The organism is Pseudomonas berkeleyensis (assembly GCF_014109765.1).
GTDB lineage: Bacteria > Pseudomonadota > Gammaproteobacteria > Pseudomonadales > Pseudomonadaceae > Aquipseudomonas > Aquipseudomonas berkeleyensis.
In genome coordinates this window covers 1978070-1999123 of the sequence record NZ_CP059139.1, presented here as the reverse complement: position 1 = coordinate 1999123, position 21054 = coordinate 1978070, and the positions used below count along the sequence as shown (strand labels likewise).

Here is a 21054-nt window from a genome sequence, read left to right as displayed (position 1 = left end):
TTGTAGGGACTGAATCAGGGCCGGCATTGTCGCCATGCGACAACTTCTTACAGCGCCACCCCAGGTTTTCCGCGGGTTTTCGTCCAAGCGACAGAAAGCGTCGGAAAGGCGCAGTTTAATCGCAGATCACGGCTCGGAGCACGCCGCAGGAAAAAATCTCCGCAGGCTGACCGTGCAGTATCGAAAGTCCTGCTCGCGTAGCCCATTCACGACCTACTCCCTCTCTCGCAATCGGGAGAGGGGAGACAAGCTCGTAGAAGACGCCGTCTCAGCCGCGCTCAATCGGCGTAGAGGTCAGCTCGAAGGGGCTATTGCTGCGCCGCTGGTTGCGATCATCACGCGGCGTGGCGCCGAAGAAGTTACGGTAGGCACTGGAAAAGTGCGGCCCCGAGGAGAAACCGCAGGACAGCCCGATCTGGATGATCGACTTGCTGGTCTGCATCAACAACTGGCGCGCCTTGTTCAGACGCAACTCCAGGTAGTACTGGCTGGGCACGCGATTGAGGTACTGCTTGAAGATGCGCTCCAACTGGCGACGCGACACGCAGACGTGCTGGGCGATCTCGTCGGTGGTCAGCGGTTCCTCGATATTGGCTTCCATCAGCAGCACCGCCTGGGTCAGCTTCGGATGGCTGGAACCGAGGCGGTTCTGCAGCGGAATGCGCTGGCGCTCGCCGCCCTCACGAATGCGCTCGACCACCAGCTCTTCGCTCACTGCACCGGCCAACTCGGCGCCGTGGTCGCGCGCCAGCACCGCCAGCAACAGGTCGAGCACTGCCAGGCCGCCACACGCAGTCAGCCGGTCGCGATCCCAGTCGAACAGATGACTGGTGGCGATGACCTTGGGAAAGCGTTCGGAAAAATCATCCTGCCAGCGCCAATGCACCGCTGCGCGATAACCATCGAGCAAACCGAGCTGGGCCAGCGGGTAGACCCCGGCAGACAGGCCGCCAATCACGCAACCGCTGCGCACCTGCTGCTTGAGCGCAGCGGCCAGGCCGGCGGAAACCTGCGCTGGCGGCGCATCGGCAAGCAGAAACAGCTTGTCCAGCCCCTCCAGGTGCCCAGCCCAGGGCTCGCCCGGCAGGCGCCAGTCACCGGCGGCCAGCGGTTCGGCCTGAAGGAAGACCAGTTCGTACAGCACTTCCGGATGCACACGCTGGGCAACACGCAACGCTTCCTCAGCCAGGGACAAGGTCAGAGGCTTGGTGCCGGGCCAGTAGAGAAAGCCGATTCGATGGGGGGTCATGAGTGCCTGTCAAACGTCCGCTGCGCACCAGTTCAGTGCGAAGTCTAGCTTCTTATTATTTGAGACTGCCGGAAAGGAACTGCTGCAGTCGCTCGGATTGCGGATTGGCCAACACTTCTTTCGGACAACCGCGCTCTTCCACCAGCCCCTTGTGCAGGAATACCAACTGGTTCGACACCTCGCGGGCGAAGCCCATCTCGTGGGTCACCACCACCATGGTGCGGCCTTCGGTGGCCAGATCCTGCATGACCTTGAGCACCTCACCGACCAGCTCCGGGTCGAGCGCCGAGGTCGGCTCGTCGAACAGCATCACCTCCGGCTCCATAGCCAGAGCGCGTGCGATGGCCACACGCTGCTGCTCACCACCGCTCATGTGCGCGGGGTAGGCATCCTTGCGGTGCGCCACACCGACCTTGGCCAGGTAGTGCTCGGCCTTGTCACGGGCCTCGGCCTTGCTCATGCCGAGCACATGTACCGGCGCTTCCATCACGTTTTCCAGGGCGCTCATGTGCGACCACAGATTGAAGTGCTGGAACACCATCGCCAGGCGCGAGCGCATGCGCTGCAGCTGCTTGGCATCGGCTGCACGCAGCGAACCGTCCTTGGCCGGGACCAGTTTCAGCTCTTCGTTGTTGAGCAAAATCTTGCCGGCATGTGGCTGCTCCAGCAGGTTCAGGCAGCGCAGGAAGGTGCTCTTGCCCGAGCCGCTGGAGCCGATGATGCTGATCACGTCGCCGGCCTTGGCCGCCATCGACACGCCCTTGATCACCTCATGGCTGCCGTAACGTTTGTGCAGATCCTGAACTTCGAGTTTGTACATGTTCGGCTTCTCTTGAATCGTCATGGCATCAGGCCTTGCGCGGTGCCAGATAGGCCAGCCAGCGGCGCTCGGCCAGCTTGAACAGGCGCACCAGGATGAAGGTCAGCGCCAGGTAGAACAGGCCGGCGGTGACGTAGGCTTCGAACGGCAGGTAGTACTGCGAGCTGACGGTCTTGGCCGCGCCGGTGATGTCGATAAGGGTCACCACCGAGGCCAGGCTCGTCGTGTGCAGCATCATGATCACCTCATTGCTGTACTGCGGCAGCGCGCGGCGCAACGCCGAAGGCAACAGGATGCGCCGATACAGCTTGCCACGCGACATGCCCATGGCCTTGGCCGCCTCGATCTCGCCCGGCGGCGTGGCCTTGAGGCTACCCGCCAGGATTTCAGCGGTGTAGGCACTGGTATTGATGGCGAAGGCCAGGCAGGCGCAGAAGGTGGCACTGGACAGGTAAGGCCACATGAAGCTCTCGCGCACGGCCTCGAACTGGGCCAGGCCGTAGTACAGCAGATACAACTGCACCAGCATCGGCGTGCCGCGGATCACATAGGTGTAGAGCCAGGCGGGGAAATTGATCAGCGCTTGCCTGGATACCCGCATGATCGCCAGCGGCACCGCCAGCAGCAGGCCCACGGCCAGAGCGACGAGCAACAGCTTGAGGGTCACCAGCACACCACCGAAGTACAGCGGCAGGCTGTCGAGTACCACGTTGTAATCGAAAAGCATGGTGACTCCCTCAGAGCTCGGCGGCTTTCACGCCGACCGAATAGCGGCGCTCGAGATAGCGCAGCACCAGCAGCGAAACGCTGGTGATCGCCAGGTACACGGCCGCCGCCAGGAGGATGTAGGTGAACGGCTCGCGCGTCGCATCACCGGCACTCTTGGCGCGGGCCATCATGTCCTGCAGGCCGACCAGGGAGATCAGCGCAGTAGCCTTGACCAGCACCAGCCAGTTGTTGGTGAGGCCGGGAATCGCCAGACGGATCATCTGCGGCACGAGGATGCGAAAGAACACCCGCAGCGGGCTCATGCCATAGGCCATGCCGGCCTCGCCCTGCCCCTTGGGGATGGCCATGAAGGCGCCGCGGAAGGTCTCCGACAGATAGGCGCCATAAATGAAGCCCAGCGTACCGACACCGGCCACGAATGGATTGATGTCGATGTAATCCTCATAGCCCAGCAGCGGAGCGATGCGGTTCACCAGATCCTGGCCGCCAAAGAAAATCAGCAGGATCAGCACCAGTTCGGGAATGCCGCGAATCACCGTGGCGTAGGTCTCGCCCATCAGGGCCAGCCATTTCACCGGCGACAGACGAAACGCTGCACCGAGCAGGCCAAGTGCGACAGCAACCGCCATCGACAGCAGCGCCAACTGCACGGTGAGCCAGGCACCGTCGAGAATGGTCGAGCCGTAGCCTTGAAGCATGCGCCAATACCTCTCAGGCACCACGACGGCGCCGTATAGCACAAAGGAAATTGATGTCGCCCGAGCGACGCACAACGCCTGAACGCCAGCACAGGCGAACGGGCAGCCGATCTCTACAGGATGAACCAAGAAAAAAGTGGCACAACCTCAGAGGATGTCTACAAATTGCTGCGCTCGGCCATGCTGCGTTGAAATCAGCCTCAAAATGCTCATGTACTATTCGTACACTCCGCTTTCTCGCCTGATCTCGCCTTGCCTGACCGTCGCTCGCTGCTTTGTAAACACCCTCTATGCAAAGGTTAGTGCCACTTCATCTGCCTCGGAGCGCTTACTCGCCGTAAACGTCGAAGTCGAAGTACTTGTCCTGCACTTCCTTGTACTTGCCGTTGGCGCGGATGGCCAGGATGGCAGCACTGATCTTGTCAGCCAGCGCCTTGTCGCCCTTGCGCACAGCGATGCCCTGGCCTTCGCCGAAGTACTTCACGTCGGTGAAATCCGGGCCTACGAAGGCGAAACCCTTGCCGCCGTCGGTCTTGAGGAAACCGTCATCGATGTTCACCGAGTCGGCCAGGGTGGCGTCCAGGCGGCCGGACTGCATGTCGAGGAAGATTTCGTTCTGCGAGCTGTAACGCACGATTTCAGCGCCAGCCGGGGCGAAGATGTCGGTGGCGTAACGGTCATAGACGGACGAGCGCTGCACGCCAACCTTCTTGCCTTTGAGGTCGACCAGCGGATCCTTCAGCTCGGTACCGGCTTTCATCGCCAGCTTGGCCGGGGTGGCGTAGTACTTGCCGGTGAAGTCCACGGACTTCTTGCGATCTTCGGTGATCGACATCGACGACAGCACGGCGTCGAACTTGCGCACTTTCAGCGCCGGGATCAGGCCGTCGAACTCCTGCTCGATCCACTTGCACTCGACCTTCATCTCTTCGCACAGGGCGTTGCCGATGTCGTAGTCGAAGCCGGCGATCTGGCCATCGGGAGTCTTGAATGCGAAGGGCGGGTAAGCCGCCTCGATGCCAATGCGCAGCGGCTTCTCGGCCAGCGCCAGGGGCGACATCAGGGAAAGCGCCAGGGCGCCGAGCAGTGCGATCTTCTTCATTCTTTGCTCCTTCGAATTGGGTATGGCATCGATGGCAGTGAGGGGCCCGGGCCTTTTATGGATTGTAGAAGGCGGTGCTGCGCTGTCGTGGTGGACGAGCGACAAAGGGGCCTTGGCTGGGTGAGCGGCATTCTAGCGGCAGGCAATGAGGCGATATTTCCTCAATGCGACAACTAATTACAGAAGCACCGGATGCGTCGGGCACAGATATTGACAGCCCGCAAAAGGAGTGATCAAGCAGAAAAGGGTAAACAGATATCTACAGCAATACTCAGGCCACAAACCACATGACACGCGAAACGCGGGCGTTAGAGCCACTCCGTAGTTTTTCACGGAACCACTGACGGCACCTTATCAGGGCACAGACGTTCCCTAACCGCCCAATCGGGTGCGCGCTGTTACCGTGGCGCCATGCAAACCGTAGGGTGCGCCAAGCGCACCGACATAACAAATGCTGGTAGCGAAACACACAAGAAGCCGGTGCGCGTGCCCCCCCTACCCATCCACGCGCAGACTGAGGCGTGCGGTCACACGGTTTTCCTCCGCACGATCCAGTCCGGCTTCCTCGACGCGCACGCCCTGCGTTTCCAGCGCTTCGATCCAGCGCAGCAACTGGGCAAACGCCACCGGCTGCAGGTTGACCTGCACCGCGCCATAGCCCTCGGCATCCAGGCGCTCGATCACCAGCCCCTGCTGCGCCGCACTTGCCGTGACCACACCCTGCAAACGCACCGGGTCGAGGCTGGCACGCGGCTGCAGATCGCGCCCCTGTACCTGCGGCGCACGGCTTTGCATGTAGGCATAAAGAGCCCGCTGCTCCTCGAACGCGGCGCGCGCTGCCTGCGCATGGCGTTGCGCCGGTTGCCACAAGGCCAGATAGAACAGCACCAGCAACAGGAAGACGCTCAGCGCCATCAGTGCCAGGCGATCACGCGCCGGCAACGTCTGCCAGCGTTGCGCCAGCGGCGAGCGCTGCCAGTGCAGTTGCAGGCTTTCGGTCAACCCTGTTCTCGACATGCCACTCATCCTCCTATCACCACGCGTGCGCTGACGCCTTCGGCTTCACGGCTGGCCGAGCCCATCTGTACCGACAGGCCAGACGCTTCCAGGCGCTCACGCAAGCGCTCCAGCTCAGCGAACCCAGGCGCCTGCAATTGCAGTGACATATCGGCCCGGGTCGCGCTGTAGTCGAGCTGATTGACCTGCACCTGTGGTGCGCCCTCGGCATGCAGCGCTGCCGCCACCTCGGCCAGCAGACCCAGAACCGGACTGTCGCGACCAGCAGACTGCGCGAGATGTTGATCGAACTGCGCACGTAGGTTGATCAACTTGTTGTCCTGCGGAAACAGCTCTCGGTACAGCGCCTCGCTGGAAGCTGCATAGGCATCGGCCTCACGCTGCAGATACCAGCCCTGAGCCAGATTGAACCCCCACTGCAGAAAGAGACACAGCGCCAGCACCCCGGCCAGCGGACGCCAGCGCAGCCAGCCATCGCCACTCTGGCGCAAGGCGAATTCCCCCTGAGCCAGATCGGCACCACCACCTTGGCGCACCAGCCATTGATGTGCATCCTCCAGCAGATGCGCCTCGTCAACCGGCTCCGGCAGCGCCTGACCAACCGGCGCACTGACGATGCACGGCGATGGACAACGCCCCGCCAGCGCCGGCCAGTCCTCAGCCTGCAAGGCCAGACGCCAGGGCGCCTCGCCGCCGAGCAACCAGCGCGAGTGCAGCCAGAGCAACTGACTGCCCTGGCGCGGCAGCAGGTCGGCATCGACACGGATCGCCTGCGGCGGCTGCGCCGCGAACAGCGCCAGGCACTCGCGCAACCAGTTGGCGCGCAGCGCATAGACGCGATGACGACCATCGGCCAGCTGTTCACCCAGCGCAAGGTGCATCAGCTCGACATCCTCAGCCAGCAGTTCCTCCACCGCGAACGGTAGCGCCTGGCGCATCCAGCGTGCCTTCTGCGTCGGCAACTGCACGGCGCAAGCGGTGACCACCTCCACCGGCAAGACCAACTCCCAGTGCACAGGCAGCTCGGCCAGCGCCTCGGCCAGGCTCAAGGCGCGACACTCATCAAGGGTGACCCGCTGCACGGGTAGATCCACTGACAAGTCGTGACACGCCTCGGGCGGCAGGAATATCCATGTCGGGTTCATTCTTGTTCTTCCTCGATTGGACGTGGTGGCATGCCGGCCTGCCCCAGATCACGCGCCAGGACACTGACCTGGCCATCATTGCTGCGCTGCAACAGGCTGCGCAAGACCACCCGGCGTTCGCCCAGGCTCACTTCACTGAACACTTCGAAATACTGGCTGCCGACCGCCAGCCCTTGCACCACCTGCTCGCCCAGCCCCGCAAGTGCAGGCTGAGCAGCGAATGCGGCAGCGCTGGGATAGCCTTCGGCACCACGCCCGGCGATCAGCGACACCGCCGCATCCGGACTCAAGCCGTCGGACAGGCTGGAGAGCACCATCGAGCTGGCCGTATTGACGTTGAGCAGCGCATCGCTCGGCAAGGCGCTGACGAAGGGCTGCAGGCGGCGATAGTCGGCCTCCTTCATCTCCAGCAATAGGCGCAACTCGGACACATCGCTGATCTCGCGATTGGCCGTGCGGTAAGGCGGCGTCGCCAACAGGTATTGGCCATCCTCGGCGCCATTGCCGCCTTGTGGCTCGCTGTCGGTATCCAGCCAGTCCAGCAGGCGCTCGGCATAAGGCTTGTCTATCCCCAGACGCAGCAACAGACGGCGCAAACGCAGCACCGCCAGCTCATTGGGCCGCCCCTGACGCACCAGACTGTTGAGATTGAAACGACCGCTGGGGTCGACGATACGCACACGCAGCTCGCCGCCCTCATCCAGCGGGAACGGTGCCAGCGGTCTGGCCCAGGGCTCCAGTGGATGATCCACCGGCTGGCGCGGATCGCCCTGGCGCAGGTCGCGCTCGAGGATCGCCTTGGCCAAGGTTTCGCCGCCCAGGGCGTAATGCCAGGCCTGGGTCACGTGCAACTGGTTGGCGCTGCTGCGGATCGACAGTTGCTGGCGAGCGATCAAGCCGGCGCAGACCACCGTCACCACGGCGACCACCAGCAATACCGTAATCAGGGCCACCCCATGCTGCCGCCTCATGACTGCGGCACCTCATCCGGCGACTCCGGCGGAGCGCCGGCACGGTTCTCCGCCGGCAGATCCGGCAAGCGCAGCAGGCGACGCAATTCGCCATAACGCCGATGCTGCAGACGCAGCTCGATCGCGCGCGGCAAGTCGGTGAGCAGGCCATCGCCGGAGGCATTGGCCGGCGGCCAGTCGGGCTGCCACTGCCCCTCCTTGTCCAGATAGCGCAGGCTCAATGACTCGACACCATCGAGCGCCTGCTGGATCTGCGGCGCGCTGTCCTGCGCGCGATCCAGCACACGCCAGTAACGCCGCTGCCACTGCTCACCACTGAGCTGCCAGCGCACGCGCTGCACCTCGGCACGCGGCTGGCCGAGCGGGTTGCGCCAGCCGGCACGGGTCAGCTCCAGAGCCGTGGCATCGGTCAGATCACCATGCAGCGCCGGTTGTGGATCGCCGAAACCATCGCGAATCGGCCGTACCGTTACCTGGCGCAGGTCACGCTCGAAAGCTGACAAGGCGCGCGTCAGTTCGCGCAGTTGGCGTTCGTGTTCGCGGGTGACGGCATCGGCGCTGAGCACGCTGTCGAGCATGCGGTAGGTGGCCAGGCCCAGCAGGGCGAAGATGGCGATGGCGATCAGCAGCTCCAGCAGGGTGAAGCCGCGCTGAGCGCTCCCACACATCATGGAGCCCCCAGAAAGCCGCTGAGGGTCACCAGTTGGTGGGGTGGGCTTTAGCCCGCCAAGGCTGGCCGCTGTTGGTGGGCTGAGGGTCACCCTACGAGCTGGAGCGAGCGTCGCGAGCGAAATGGCATCGCCACGGATTCGCGAGCAGAGCTCGCTTCTACGCATCATGGCGCCCCCAGGAAACCGCTGAGGGTCACCAGCGCCCGCTCGCGCAGATCACCGCTGACGCCGCGTTCTTCAACAGCAACCCACAGCGTCACACGACGCATGGCCGGTTCGCTGGTGGCCTGGATTTCGCTCTGCCATGACCAGCGGCGCCCGGCGAACTCCACCTGGCCCTGGTCGCGGCCATCGGCCGGTGGCGTATCGGCCAGTTGCAACTCCGTCAGGCGGTTGTCGGCCACCCACATGGCCAGGGTCTTGTCTTCCAGTTGGCTGGCGGTGCGCACGCTACGCGCACTGGCGGTCAGCACGCTGGCGGCGACCAGGGCGAAGATCGCCAGGGCCACCAATACCTCGAGCAGCGTAAAGCCGCGCGCGCCCTTCATCCGGCACGCCCCGTGCCCAGTTCCTCGACACGCGGCAGGCCGAAGCCATCGCTGGACAATTGCAGGCGCAAGCCATCGCGACGACGTTCGGCCATACGCAGGCGAAAGGGTGTCAACTCGCCACTGGAGAGAATCAGCAACTGCGGTGCTTCAGCACTGTCTTCGGTCGCAAGGCTCAAGGCCTCACCCTCCACTTCGAAGGACAGCTCGGCCCACTCCGGCAGGCGATGAGCCTGACGATCCAGCGCCTGCCACTCGGCACGTTGCGGGTCGTAACGCAGTACCCGATAGCCTTCGCGAGTGAAGCTCAGGCCGTACTCGCGGTTATCCAGCACCGCCTCATCGAGCAGCACACCAATAAGCCCGCTGAGGCGCTCGGCTTCGCTGCGCAATTCGCGCCCTGGCCCGGCGATACCAGTGCTGAACACCGCCAGACCGATCAGGCTGCCGAGAATCACCAGCACCACCAGCAGCTCGATGAGGGTGAAGCCGCGCGTCTTTGCCGGCACGCCGATCATGCTCGGGTCAGAGATCCCAGTTGCCGATATCGGCGTTCAGGTCGCTGCCGCCCTGCTTGCCGTCGGCGCCGAGCGAGTAAAGATCGAAGGCGCCCTTGGTGCCGGGCGCCAGGTATTGATAAGGGTTACCCCAGGGGTCGATGGGCAGGCGCTTGAGATAGCCGTCCTTGTTCCAGTTCTTCGCCGGCGGATTGCCGCTCGGCTTGCTCACCAGTGCCTCCAGGCCCTGCTGGGTGCTGGGGTAGTTGTGGTTGTCGAGCTTGTACATATCCAGCGCCGCACCGATGGCACGGATGTCGTTCTGCGCGGCGGTGACCTTGGCCTGATCCGGCCGGCTCATCACCTGCGGCACCACCAGCGCCGCCAGAATGCCCAGAATCACCACCACCACCATGATTTCGATGAGCGTGAAGCCCGCCTGAGATTTTCTCACCTGCTATCCCACCATTTGGTTCAAAGAAAGAATCGGCAACAGGATAGCCAGCACGATCACCAGCACCACTGCCCCCATGAATACCAGCATGAACGGCTCGAACAGCCCGACCAGCAGGGCGATCTGCGCGCTGAGGTCGTTTTCCTGGTTCTTCGCCGTACGCGCCAACATCTGATCCAGCTCGCCGGAGCGTTCGCCACTGGCGATCATGTGCAGCATCATCGGCGGAAACTGCCCGGTGGCCTCCAGCGAGCGAGTCAGACTGCCACCTTCGCGTACCTTCTGCGCGGCCACCACGACCTCGCCACGGATCACCCGATTGCCGATCACCTCACCGGCAATCGCCAGCGCCTCCACCAGCGGTACGCCACTGCGGGTGAGAATGGCCAGGGTCGAGGCAAAACGCGCGCAATCGGTGGCGCGACCCAGCCGCCCAATCAGCGGTATACGCAGCAGGAAGCGATGCCAACGTAGCTTGAATGCCTCGTCACGCAGGGCTGCACGCAAGGCGAAGACCGCCAGCGCCAGCACCACCAACGCGACCAGCCCCCAGGCCTTGACCCAATCACTGAGGGCGATCAGCCCACGCGTCAGCGCCGGCAGGGTCTGCCCGGAGTCGACGAACACCTTGACCACATCCGGCACCACGTAGCCGAGCAGAAAGCCGACGATCAGCAACGACGCGCACATCAGGATCACTGGATAGAGCAGCGCCAACTGCACCTTCTGCCGCGACTGCTGACGCTGCTCGGTGTAATCGGCCAGCTGCTCCAGCACCGGGCCGAGGTGCCCGGCATGCTCGCCCGCCGCCACCGTGGCGCGGTACAGCTCGGGGAAGGCCGCAGGAAACTCCTTCAGGCTGCCGGCCAGGCTGTGGCCTTCCAGCACGCGGGCACGTACCGCCAGCAGCATGCCCTGAATACGCGAATTGGTGGATTGCGCGGCAGCCGCGCGCAGCGCTTCTTCGATCGGCAGCGCCGCCTGGATCAGCGTCGCCAACTGGCGGGTGACCAAGGCCAGATCACGCGCCGACAGGCCACGGGCAAAGCCCAGGCGTGGCTGGCCACTGCCCTGCTCACGGCTGCGCGTGGCCTTGACCTCCAGCGGTGCCAACTGCCGCTCGCGCAGCAACTGGCGCACCTGACGCGCGCTGTCGGCCTCCAGCACGCCCTTCTGCTGGCGACCACGCCCGTCCAGGGCAATATATTCAAAGGCCGCCATCGGCAAATCGCTCCGACTGTAAATGTAGGAGCGGCTTCAGCCGCGATATGCAAAGCCTCGCGGCTGAAGCGGAATGCCGCCCAGCCGCCCCTACAAGAGCCGATGCCAACATCCCAATCGCCATCATTCCTCTCGCGTCACGCGTAGCACTTCCTCGACCGTGGTCACCCCTTCCAGCACCTTGCGCCGGCCATCGTCACGGATACTCGGCCCCAGCGTGCGGGCATGACGGGTCATGTCCTGTTCGGAAGCGCGGCTATGCACCAGCGTGCGCATGCTTTCGTCGAACACCACCAGCTCATAGATGCCGGTACGTCCACGGTAGCCCTGCTGATGACAATGCGCACAACCACGGGCGTGGTACAGGGTCGGTGGCGAGCTGGCAGGCACGCCGAGCAATGCGCATTCGGCCGCATCGGCGGCATAGGGCTCCTTGCACGATGGGCACAGCACGCGCACCAGGCGCTGGGCCAGCACGCCGAGCAGCGATGACGACAGCAGGAAGGGCTCCACGCCCATGTCCACCAGGCGGGTAATGGCGCCGATGGCGCTGTTGGTGTGCAACGTGGATAGCACCAGGTGGCCTGTGAGCGAGGCCTGCACGGCGATCTCCGCGGTTTCCTTGTCGCGAATCTCGCCGACCATCACCACGTCCGGATCCTGGCGCAGGATGGCGCGCAGGCCACGAGCGAAGGTCATGTCCACCTTGGTGTTGACCTGGGTCTGGCCAATGCCTTCGAGGTGGTATTCGATGGGGTCTTCGACGGTGAGGATGTTGCGCGTGTGATCGTTGAGGCTGACCAGGCTGGCGTACAACGTGGTGGTCTTGCCCGAGCCGGTGGGCCCGGTGACCAGCAGGATGCCATGCGGCTTGCGCACGGTTTCTTCCATCAGCGCACGATCCTCGGCGCGCATGCCCAGGTGCTGGAGCGACAGTCGCCCGGCCTGTTTGTCGAGCAAACGCAGCACCACCCGCTCGCCGTTGGCCGACGGCAGCGTCGACACGCGAATGTCCACCTCGCGCCCTCCGACCTTGAGCGAAATGCGCCCGTCCTGCGGTACACGCTTCTCGGCGATGTCCAGGCGCGCCATCACTTTTACCCGCGATACCAGCAGCGCTGCCAGTTCGCGCTTGGGCTCGAGCACCTCGCGCAGGATGCCGTCGACGCGAAAGCGCACGACAAGACGTTTCTCGAAGGTTTCCAGGTGGATATCGGAGGCGTTTTCCTTGATCGCTTCGCCGAGGATGGCGTTGATCAGACGGATGATCGGCGCATCGTCCTCCTGCTCCAGCAGATCCTCGGTTTCCGGTACCTGATCGGCCAGAGAGGCCAGATCGAGGCTGCCACCGATGTCCTCGGCCAGTTGCATGGAGGCGGAGTCATGTTGATAGGCCGCGCCCAGTGCCTGGGCGAACGCCTGGGCATCTAGCACCTGCAGCGGCAGGCTACGCCCGGCGAAACGCTGCGCCTCGGCCAGTGCCACCAGGTCACAGTCGGGGCGATGGGCCAGGCTGGCGCGTCCATCATGCGTGACGAACACCAGGCCGTGACGCTTGGCAAAGCTGAAAGGCAGGCGGCGCAGCGGGGTTTCGAGCAACGAAGCGTTCATGCGAGACCTTAGAACAGAACCTTATCCCGGTATTACAGCCTAACCTGGCCGTTTTAGCCCAATGGGCCACCTCTAGGACGGTCTTCTTGTATGTTTATGCAATTATCTTTAAGAACCTGTTCAGGATCTCGCGAGCTAGAGCCATACAAGGCAAAAGCAGGCGAGGAAGCGGAGTTTACGAGCTGTAAATGAGCATTCCGAGCCTGTTTTTAACGCAGTAGGGCCGACGCGCAGCAGATCGTGAGCAGGTTCTAACACATTGCCAGGAACAGCACACCCACCCTATTTGGGGGATGCCAAGCGCGCGCAGACTGCTATGATCAGCGCGCGACGCCCAGCACACATAAGAAGAATTAGAACGTCGTTTCCGGAGTGATGCTTTTGCCCATCTCGGCCCTTTCCCAGCGGCTCAAGGACAATGCCCCGAGCCTGATCGGCATGCTCGTGCTGATCGCCCTGAGCGTCAGCCTGGCCTGGCAGAGCGCCGAACTGCTGCGCCTGGTGCGCGGCCCAGTGGAACAGCCCCCCAGCCAAGCAACCCCCGGCCTCGAACAACGTGCCCAGGCGCCCATCGCCCAGCTATTCGGTACGCCACGCCAGGCCGACAGTGGCCCGCCGCCGGCCACCAATCTGCAACTGACCCTGCTCGGCAGTTTCGTGCACAGCGACCCGCAGCGCTCCAGCGCGATGATCCAGCGCCAGGGTCAGAGCCCCCAGCGTTATGCCATCGGTACGGATGTGGACAACGGCGTACGCCTCGATGCCGTCTACGCCGACCGCGTCGAACTGGTGCGCAACGGCCGCCGCGAAAGCCTCACCTTCCCCCGCTCGCAAAGCGGGCAATACAGCTATACCCCGCCAGTCGAAGCCGCAACGGAAGACCCGCTGCAGCAGTTCGATCAACTCGGCCAGGACAACCTCGAACAACTGCGCCAGCGCATGCAAGCGCTGCGCGAACAGATGGAAGCCTCTGGCACCCTGCCCGTGGAAACGCCCTCCGATCAGCCCATGGAAAGCGACTGAACCGATGCCTGTTCTCCGAAGCCGACTGACCCTCGCCCTCCTCGCCGCCAGCCTGGCTAGCGCCCCCCTGCCTCTGCTCGCGCAGATCCAACAGACTCCGGCCAGCGCCAACCAGCAGGAAGAAAGCTGGACCATCAACCTCAAGGGCGCGGACATACGCGAGTTCATCGACCAGATCGCCAGCATCACCGGGCAGACCTTCGTCGTCGACCCACGGGTGAAGGGCCAGGTCAACGTGGTATCGAGCACACCGCTGGGCCTGTCCGAGGTCTACCAGTTGTTCCTTTCGGTGATGGCCACCCATGGTTTCAGCGTACTGACCCAGGGCGACCAGGCGCGCATCGTGCCCAACGCCGAGGCCAAGGCCGAAGCCGACGCCGGCCGGCCCGCACCGGATCGTCTGGAAACCCGCCTGATCCAGGTGCAGCACGCGCCGGTTGCCGAGCTGATTCCGCTGATCCGCCCACTGGTGCCGCAATACGGCCACCTGGCCGCCGTCACCTCGTCCAACGCACTGATCATCAGTGACCGCAGCGCCAACATCGAACGCATCGAAGACCTGATGCGCCAGCTCGACCAGAGCGGCGCGCAGGACTTCAGCGTGGTTACCCTGCAACACGCCTGGGTGATGGACGCTGCCGAAGTGCTCAACACCGCCATCGCTCGTGGCCAGGCCAAGGGCACCAGCGCCACCCAGGTGGTGGCCGACGCGCGCACCAACCGTTTGATCCTGCTCGGCCCGCCGGATGCCCGCGCCAAGCTGGCCGACCTCGCCCGCTCGCTGGACAGCCCCACCAGCCGCTCGGCCAACACCCGGGTGATTCGCCTGCGCCACAACGATGCCAAATCCCTGGCCGAAACCCTCGGGGAAATCTCCGAAGGCCTGAAGAATCAGCAAGCCGGCGAAACCACCGGCAAGCAATCGAACATCCTCATCCGCGCCGATGAAAGTCTCAACGCGCTGGTGTTGCTGGCCGAGCCGGATCTGGTCGCCACCCTCGAAGACATCGTGCGCCAACTCGATATCCCACGCGCACAGGTGATGGTCGAGGCGGCCATCGTCGAGATTTCCGGCGACATCACCGATGCCGTTGGCGTGCAATGGGCGGTAGACGCACGCGGCAGCACCGGCGGCCTGGGCGGAGTGAATTTCGGCGGCACTGGTCTGTCGGTTGGCACCGTCCTGCAGATTCTGCAAAACGGCGAAGTGCCGGAGAACACCACCCTGCCCGACGGCGCCATCATCGGCATCGGCAGCGACCGTTTCGGCGCACTGATCACCGCGCTGTCGGCCAACAGCAAGAGCAACCTGCTGTCCACGCCGAGCCTGCTTACCCTGGACAACCAGAAGGCGGAAATCCTCGTCGGGCAAAACGTGCCCTTCCAGACCGGCTCCTACACCACCGATGCCTCGGGTGCCGGCAACCCCTTCACCACCATCGAGCGCAAGGACATCGGCGTGACCCTCAAGGTCACCCCGCATATCAACGAAGGCGCCACCCTGCGCCTGGAGATCGAGCAGGAAATCTCCTCTATCGCCCCCAGCACCGGGCTCAACGCCCAGGCGGTCGACCTGGTGACCAACAAGCGCTCGATCAAGAGCACCATCCTCGCCGACGACGGCCAGGTGATCGTGCTCGGCGGGCTGATTCAGGACGACGTCACCCAGGCCACCTCCAAGGTGCCACTGCTCGGTGACATTCCGCTGATTGGCGGCCTGTTCCGCTCCACCCGCGACTCGCACATCAAGCGCAACCTGATGGTCTTCCTGCGGCCCACGGTGGTACGCGACGGCGCCGGTTTGGCCGCGCTATCGGGCAAGAAGTACAGCGACATTCGCATCCTCGGCGACGGCACAAATGGCCGCCCGAGCATCCTGCCCAGCACCCCGGGCCAGTTGTTCGACGGCCAGGGCGCACCGGCAGTGGATTTGCGCCAGTGAAGACAGGGCCATTCATCTCGTAGGGCGGGGGAAACCCACCATTGCCATCGCGGCGGGTTGCACCCGCCCTACAACTGAGGAGAGCCATAAACCGTGGGAGGCGCTTTAGCGGCGACATATTCGACAGCCGTCGCGGCTAAAGCCCCTCCCACGGGGACGGCGACTCACCCCAACGGCGGAGTACGCGGCGGTACCTGACGCTTGTTGCCGGTCGACTCATACGCCGCTGCCAGTTGCAGCAACGCCGAATCATCGTAGGCACGCCCCGCGAAGGTCAGGCCCACCGGCATGCCGATATCGGCCATCACACCCATCGGCACGGTGACGGTCGGCACGCCCTGGTGACGGATCGCCAGGTTGCCATTGGCCACCCACACGCCGTTGCTCCAGGCGATATCGGCGGAAGCCGGGTTCACATCGGCATCGGCCGGGCCCACATCGGCCACGGTGGGGAACAGCACCGCATCCAGCCCCAACCGATCCATCCAGTCTTCCAGATCGATCTTGCGGATCTGCTCCAGGCCGCGCAGGCCGTCGGGCAGCGTGGCGATCTGATCCCAGGGCTTGATGCCGCGCTTGGCCATGTTGACGTATTCGTCCATGCCCGCCGCCAGGTCGCCCTCGCGATTCGGCAGCGTGCCGGGGTCGTGCGGGAAGATCTGCGGGCCATCCACATCGGCCAGGCGATTGAGCTTGGGGTCGTCGTTGGCACGCAGGAAGTCATCGAAGGCCCAGCCACTCAACTCCCACAGCTCGTCATGCAGGAACTCGGGCGTGACGATGCCGCGATTGAACACGGTCGGCGCGCCGGGGCGATCACCCTCGCAGTTGGACACCAGCGGGAAGTCCACCTCCAGCACTTCGGCACCGGCCGCTTCCAGCGCCTGGCGCGCAGCCTCCCACAGGGCGATCACCGTCGGCCGGGTGTGGATGCGCTGGCCGGTCGGCCCGCCGATCCCCGGTGCTTCGCTGGTACCGGCCTCTTCGTCCTTGTTGATGAACATGCGCGGCACGCCCAGACGCTTGCCGGCCAGCGCATCAGCCTTGGCCGCCAGCGCCAGGTAGGACGCGGGGCGTACTTCGGAGGCCCGCGGGATCGGTACCCAGGGCTGCAAACGCCACAGATCGCCACGCGTGTCGGCATCGTCGGCCACCACCACGTCGAGCACTTCCAGCAGATCGGCCATGGTGCGGGCGTAAGGCACCACCACATCCATGGTCGGCGTCAGCGGCCAGTTGCCGCGCACCGAGATCACCCCACGCGACGGGGTGTAGGCGCACAGGCCGTTGTTGGAGGCCGGACCGCGCCCGCTGGACCAGGTTTCCTCGGCCAGGCCGAAGGCGGAGAAGCTGGCAGCGGTTGCCGTACCGGCACCATTGGACGAGCCCGAGGCGAACGGCGCGGTCAGGTAGTCGGCGTTGTAGGGGCTTTCGGCGCGACCATAAACGCCACGCTGCATGCCGCCATTGGCCATCGGCGGCATGTTGGTCTTGCCCAGGCAGATGGCACCGGCCGCGCGCAGGCGCTCGACAGTGAAGGCATCGCGCTGCGCCACCAGATCCTTGAACGCCGGACTGCCGGAGGCCGCTGTCAGGCCCTTGACCAGATAACTGTCCTTGGCCGTGTAGGGAATACCATCCAATGGGCCGAGGGTTTCGCCACGGGCGCGGCGCGCATCAGAGGCTTCTGCTTCCTTCAACGCGTCGGGGTTACGCACCACCACCGCGTTGAGCCGGGTCGGCGTATCCGGGCCATCGTAGGCGTCGATTCGCGCCAGGTAGGCCTTGACCAGCTCGACCGCCGTGGTGCGGCCGGACTCCAGCGCGGCGCGCAGCTCGGCAATGGAAACTTCGGTTACCTCGATCATGGTGTCATCACTCGCAAAGGACGGGCCGGTGTCATGGCCCCGGATACGAAACAGTGGCGGCGTGGCCGAACCCCACACGCAGGTTCGAACGCGAAAACAGGCTCCCGATGATACATGCCGCCAAGGCTTCGCAGCAGCCCGCAGCCGATGGCCAGGATGCACGCCAGCCCTTACAGTCTCACCCTGTACCAGGCGGCATTCATGACACGCAATTGAGCAGAACGAGATGACCCGCGAAGAACGCATCCAGCTGTGGTCGGCGCTGTCGGACGTATTCGTCGACAACGAAGTCGACTACGCCGGCATTGCCCGCCAGCTCACCGAGTTCGACCGCACCACGGTGGAAGCCGCCTTCTACGAAGACGTTGCCCCGGCGTGCTACACCAACCTGCTCGCGCCCATCCCACCGATCTGGACGGACTTCGACAGCGCCTGGCTCAGCGAAACCATCGAACGTAATCAGGCCGCCCGACAACGCTGGCCGCTGCGTCGCCTGCGCGACCGCCTCCTCATCGCCTGCCTGCGTCGCACCCTGAGATCGGAATGGGCGAAGGTCGTGCGCGAGCTGGATCGCCTGTAAAGAACCAGCTACCTGCCCACTTCCCGCAGCCAGGCCAGCAATTCGGCCTGCAGGCTCTCAGGCGCCAGTGCATCGGGTGAGAGCAGGCAGTAACGCGAACCGTCCTCGACGAAACCAAGCGGTGCGCCCAAGAACCCGCTGTCGATGTCGTCGCGCACCAGATGCCATGGCCCGATAGCCACGCCCAGGCCGGCCACCGCAGCCTGCAGGCTGAAGTAGAAATGTTCGAAGGTCTGCGCAGGGCCATCTGCAGCGCTGGCACCTGCGGCATTCGCCCACTCCGCCCAGGCACTCGGCCGAGTGCGCGTATGCAACAGCGGCGCATCCGAGCGCAGGCCGTTGGCGGTGAACCATTGCTCGACCTTGTCCGCCCGGCAGACCGGCCCTACCCGCTCGGCAAACAGCGTTTCGGCGTGATAGCCAGCCGGCCAGGGGAAGTCATCGCGACGGATGGCCAGGTCGATCCCCGCCTCGAAGGAGAACGGCCCACCGCCCGCCAGCAGGTGAATCTCCCGCTCCGGCTGATGCGCCTGAAACGCACTCCAGCGCGGTATCAGCCAGCGCATCAGCAGCGTCGGCTCACAGGACAACGCCAGCGGTCGCGTCTGCCGGGCACTGGCGCGTAGCTCGCGCGTGGCCTGGCGCATCAGCCCCATTCCATCGCTCACCGCGCGCGCCAGCTTGCGTCCCGCCTCGTTGAGAAACACCCGACGACTGCGCCGCTCGAACAACTCGACACCCAGGTCGTCTTCCAGCAGACGCACCGCCCGACTGACCGCGCCATGGGTCAGATGCAACTCCTGGGCAGCGCGGCTGAAGTTCTCGCAGCGCGCCGCCGCTTCGAAACAGCGCAGCGCTAGCAACGAGGGCAAACGCGCATCACCCATCTGTGTGTCCAGCTCACTATCCATGTCAGAACTCATCGTTATTCATCGCTGTTGATCATCGGAATAATTGGCTCAACCTCAACGAACGCAAGAATACGCCATGACCGAATGGATAGCTGTAATCACCATTACCTTGCTTGCCGTGATCAGCCCGGGAGCGGATTTCGCCCTGGTCACCCGCAACAGCCTGCTGCTGTCGCGCCGTGCCGGTGTGCTCACGGCGCTGGGCATCGGCCTGGGTGTACTGATCCACGTCGGCTACACCCTGCTCGGCGTTGGCCTGCTGCTGCAGCAATCGACCTGGCTGTTCAACGCCCTCAAGCTGGCTGGAGCGGCGTACCTGATCTACCTTGGCGTGAAGATGCTGCTGAGCAAACCCGACAGCGCAGCAGCCGACAGCCAGCAGACGCCGCCGGCAGACAGTGCCGCACTACGCACCGGCCTGCTGACCAACGCCCTTAACCCCAAGACGGCGGTGTTCATCGTCAGCCTGTTCATGCAGGTGGTGCAGCCCGGCACGGGCCTGGCCACACAACTGGGCTATGGTGCTTTCATCGCCCTGGCTCATATCGGCTGGTTCACGCTGGTTGCCCTGTGTTTTTCCGCCGGTGCCGTGCGCGACCGACTGCTGGCCGCCAGACTATGGATCGACCGCCTGTTCGGTGGCCTGCTGATTGGCTTCGGCGCCCTGCTGGCGCTCGCCAGTCAGCACCGATAGCGCGGCAAGCCTTTGCTAGGCTGGCGGGTACCCCATTCCAGAGGACAAGAAGATGGATCGACACAGCGGCGGTTGCCTGTGCGGCCAGGTACGTTTCGAAACCCGCGGCCAGCCTTATCGGGTCGGCGTCTGCCACTGCCTGGACTGTCGCAAGCACCACGGCGCCCTCTTCCACACCTCGGCCATCTTCCCGCAGGAGGCGGTCACGATAGAGGGCGAGACCGGCCACTATGCCGGTCGTCATTTCTGCCCCCTTTGTGGCTCATCGGTATTCTCGCGCTCGGCGGATGAAATCGAAGTGAACCTCGGTTCGCTGGATGCGCCGGATCAGTTCACGCCCACCTATGAACTGTGGACGATCCGCCGCGAAGCCTGGCTGCCGCCCTTCCCCTTCGACCGGCACTACCCGCGCGACCGCGAGAACGACACGCGTCGCGAATAGCAAGCGCCGCTCAAGCCACTGCTTCGCGCTGGCACAACCAGCCGTGCATCAGCCCCGCCTGGAAGAACTGCACGGGCACCTCGAAGCCCGCCGCCTGGATGATGCCGGCCACCTGCTGCGCCGGCAGCACTGCCACATCACGGGCATAGGCTGCTCGCGCCCGCTCCAGCATTTGCGCATCGACGCCAGCCGATGACATCAGCGTCATCCAGCCAGGCAACAGCACCTCGTAGGCTGGCGAATGAATGTCCGATGCCAGGTCGGCATTGGCCAGCAGCCCACCCGGTTTCAGGCGCTGAGCGATCTGGCGGAAGAAGCCCGTGCGTGCCGCCGGTTCAAGCAGGAACTGCGACACCAGAAAACAGGTGGCGCCGTCATAGGCCGGCCCCGCTGCCAGCGTGTCGAGGTAACCCTCGTGGAACTCGCAACGATGCAAGAAACCGCCGCGCTGCGCACGCTGACGGCACACCTCCAGCATCGCCCCGGACGGATCGAGCGCAGTGAAGTGCCAAGCGGGAAAGCGCTCGGCCAAGTGAGCGATTTCCGCTCCCGTGCCGGCGCCCACGCAAAGAATCCGCGCATCGGCCGGCAACCCTACGAAAAGCGCGTCGAGCAGCAGATACAGTGCCTCGCGAATCGGCGCCATCCCCACCCACTGCTTGTCGTAACCGGCCGCCTGCTGGTCGAACAGCGCCTTGAGTTCCTCTTCACGCATGGCAAACCTCCGTTGAATGATCGTACTCACGCCTTCCAGTATCCCAGAGCTGTCAAGCCCTGCCGCCTCGGCCCAATCCAACTTTGTGGGCACTTTGCCAGGGCTTCGGGGGACTAACTGGCATGCCCCTTCCCGACGAGCCCGCC

General features: G+C 64.2%; 22 protein-coding genes. 5 read left to right on the top strand and 17 right to left on the bottom strand.

The window, feature by feature from the left end:
• Nucleotides 1-268 precede the first annotated feature (268 nt).
• From argR to gspE, 14 genes are all read right to left on the bottom strand, one after another.
• Nucleotides 269-1249: a transcriptional regulator ArgR gene (argR, locus tag HS968_RS09400; protein ID WP_119693882.1), complete on the bottom strand. Its 981-nt coding sequence runs from the start codon at nucleotides 1247-1249 to the stop codon at nucleotides 269-271.
• A 55-nt stretch (nucleotides 1250-1304) separates the two neighbouring features.
• The gene (locus HS968_RS09395) at nucleotides 1305-2069 is read right to left on the bottom strand and encodes an ABC transporter ATP-binding protein (RefSeq protein WP_017677551.1); all 765 of its coding nucleotides are present in this window, start codon (nucleotides 2067-2069) and stop codon (nucleotides 1305-1307) included.
• Between the two features lie 28 nt (nucleotides 2070-2097).
• Nucleotides 2098-2796 carry an ABC transporter permease gene (locus tag HS968_RS09390; protein ID WP_106739650.1) on the bottom strand — a complete coding sequence of 233 codons (699 nt, stop codon included), beginning with the start codon at nucleotides 2794-2796 and terminating at the stop codon, nucleotides 2098-2100.
• 10 nt (nucleotides 2797-2806) lie between these two features.
• Nucleotides 2807-3496 (bottom strand): ABC transporter permease, encoded by a 690-nt coding sequence (locus HS968_RS09385; RefSeq protein WP_119693879.1) that lies wholly within the window; start codon nucleotides 3494-3496, stop codon nucleotides 2807-2809.
• Nucleotides 3497-3824: 328 nt separating this feature from the next.
• Nucleotides 3825-4598: an ABC transporter substrate-binding protein gene (locus tag HS968_RS09380; RefSeq protein ID WP_106739648.1), complete on the bottom strand. Its 774-nt coding sequence runs from the start codon at nucleotides 4596-4598 to the stop codon at nucleotides 3825-3827.
• 495 nt (nucleotides 4599-5093) lie between these two features.
• Nucleotides 5094-5615, bottom strand: coding sequence for a type II secretion system protein M (locus HS968_RS09375; RefSeq protein ID WP_238338928.1), 522 nt, complete (start codon nucleotides 5613-5615; stop codon nucleotides 5094-5096).
• A 5-nt stretch (nucleotides 5616-5620) separates the two neighbouring features.
• Nucleotides 5621-6760, bottom strand: a complete 1140-nt coding sequence (gspL, locus tag HS968_RS09370; protein ID WP_182371087.1) for a type II secretion system protein GspL — start codon at nucleotides 6758-6760, stop codon at nucleotides 5621-5623.
• Nucleotides 6757-7731, bottom strand: a complete 975-nt coding sequence (gene gspK / locus HS968_RS09365; RefSeq protein WP_182371086.1) for a type II secretion system minor pseudopilin GspK — start codon at nucleotides 7729-7731, stop codon at nucleotides 6757-6759. The genes gspL and gspK overlap by 4 nt, the downstream gene beginning before the upstream one ends.
• On the bottom strand, nucleotides 7728-8402 hold the full coding sequence (gspJ, locus tag HS968_RS09360; RefSeq protein ID WP_182371085.1) for a type II secretion system minor pseudopilin GspJ: 675 nt from the start codon (nucleotides 8400-8402) through the stop codon (nucleotides 7728-7730). The genes gspK and gspJ overlap by 4 nt, the downstream gene beginning before the upstream one ends.
• 164 nt (nucleotides 8403-8566) lie before the next feature.
• On the bottom strand, nucleotides 8567-8950 hold the full coding sequence (gspI, locus tag HS968_RS09355) for a type II secretion system minor pseudopilin GspI (RefSeq protein ID WP_119693874.1): 384 nt from the start codon (nucleotides 8948-8950) through the stop codon (nucleotides 8567-8569).
• A complete protein-coding gene (gene gspH / locus HS968_RS09350; protein WP_182371084.1) occupies nucleotides 8947-9468 on the bottom strand; it encodes a type II secretion system minor pseudopilin GspH in 522 nt (173 codons plus the stop codon). Before gspH ends, gspI begins: the two co-directional genes overlap by 4 nt.
• 7 nt (nucleotides 9469-9475) lie before the next feature.
• Entirely contained in the window at nucleotides 9476-9862 is a 387-nt protein-coding gene (gene gspG / locus HS968_RS09345) for a type II secretion system major pseudopilin GspG (protein ID WP_218893459.1), read from the bottom strand.
• Nucleotides 9863-9904: 42 nt separating this feature from the next.
• The gene (xcpS, locus tag HS968_RS09340; RefSeq protein WP_182371083.1) at nucleotides 9905-11122 is read right to left on the bottom strand and encodes a GspF family T2SS innner membrane protein variant XcpS; all 1218 of its coding nucleotides are present in this window, start codon (nucleotides 11120-11122) and stop codon (nucleotides 9905-9907) included.
• A gap of 123 nt (nucleotides 11123-11245) precedes the next feature.
• The gene (gene gspE / locus HS968_RS09335; protein WP_182371082.1) at nucleotides 11246-12733 is read right to left on the bottom strand and encodes a type II secretion system ATPase GspE; all 1488 of its coding nucleotides are present in this window, start codon (nucleotides 12731-12733) and stop codon (nucleotides 11246-11248) included.
• Nucleotides 12734-13108: 375 nt separating this feature from the next.
• On the opposite strand from gspE, the gene HS968_RS09330 reads away from it, so the two are divergent.
• Both HS968_RS09330 and gspD read left to right on the top strand, forming a co-directional pair.
• A complete protein-coding gene (locus HS968_RS09330; protein ID WP_238338927.1) occupies nucleotides 13109-13756 on the top strand; it encodes a type II secretion system protein N in 648 nt (215 codons plus the stop codon).
• 4 nt (nucleotides 13757-13760) lie between these two features.
• Nucleotides 13761-15698: a type II secretion system secretin GspD gene (gspD, locus tag HS968_RS09325; RefSeq protein ID WP_182371080.1), complete on the top strand. Its 1938-nt coding sequence runs from the start codon at nucleotides 13761-13763 to the stop codon at nucleotides 15696-15698.
• A 164-nt stretch (nucleotides 15699-15862) separates the two neighbouring features.
• Here the strand turns inward: gspD and HS968_RS09320 are convergent, their stop codons facing one another.
• Nucleotides 15863-17566 carry an amidase gene (locus HS968_RS09320; protein ID WP_182371079.1) on the bottom strand — a complete coding sequence of 568 codons (1704 nt, stop codon included), beginning with the start codon at nucleotides 17564-17566 and terminating at the stop codon, nucleotides 15863-15865.
• Nucleotides 17567-17792: 226 nt separating this feature from the next.
• On the opposite strand from HS968_RS09320, the gene HS968_RS09315 reads away from it, so the two are divergent.
• The gene (locus HS968_RS09315) at nucleotides 17793-18146 is read left to right on the top strand and encodes a DUF7079 family protein (RefSeq protein WP_182371078.1); all 354 of its coding nucleotides are present in this window, start codon (nucleotides 17793-17795) and stop codon (nucleotides 18144-18146) included.
• An 8-nt stretch (nucleotides 18147-18154) separates the two neighbouring features.
• On the opposite strand, the gene HS968_RS09310 is transcribed toward HS968_RS09315, so the two are convergent.
• Nucleotides 18155-19069, bottom strand: a complete 915-nt coding sequence (locus HS968_RS09310) for a LysR family transcriptional regulator (RefSeq protein WP_182371077.1) — start codon at nucleotides 19067-19069, stop codon at nucleotides 18155-18157.
• Nucleotides 19070-19133: 64 nt separating this feature from the next.
• Here HS968_RS09310 and HS968_RS09305 point away from each other — a divergent pair, with 64 nt between their 5' ends.
• Together HS968_RS09305 and HS968_RS09300 are read left to right on the top strand one after the other, a co-directional pair.
• Nucleotides 19134-19751, top strand: a complete 618-nt coding sequence (locus HS968_RS09305) for a LysE family translocator (protein WP_182371076.1) — start codon at nucleotides 19134-19136, stop codon at nucleotides 19749-19751.
• A 52-nt stretch (nucleotides 19752-19803) separates the two neighbouring features.
• Nucleotides 19804-20193, top strand: a complete 390-nt coding sequence (locus HS968_RS09300; RefSeq protein WP_179624522.1) for a GFA family protein — start codon at nucleotides 19804-19806, stop codon at nucleotides 20191-20193.
• Between the two features lie 10 nt (nucleotides 20194-20203).
• Here the strand turns inward: HS968_RS09300 and HS968_RS09295 are convergent, their stop codons facing one another.
• The gene (locus HS968_RS09295) at nucleotides 20204-20908 is read right to left on the bottom strand and encodes a class I SAM-dependent methyltransferase (protein WP_182371075.1); all 705 of its coding nucleotides are present in this window, start codon (nucleotides 20906-20908) and stop codon (nucleotides 20204-20206) included.
• Between the last annotated feature and the right edge of the window lie 146 nt (nucleotides 20909-21054).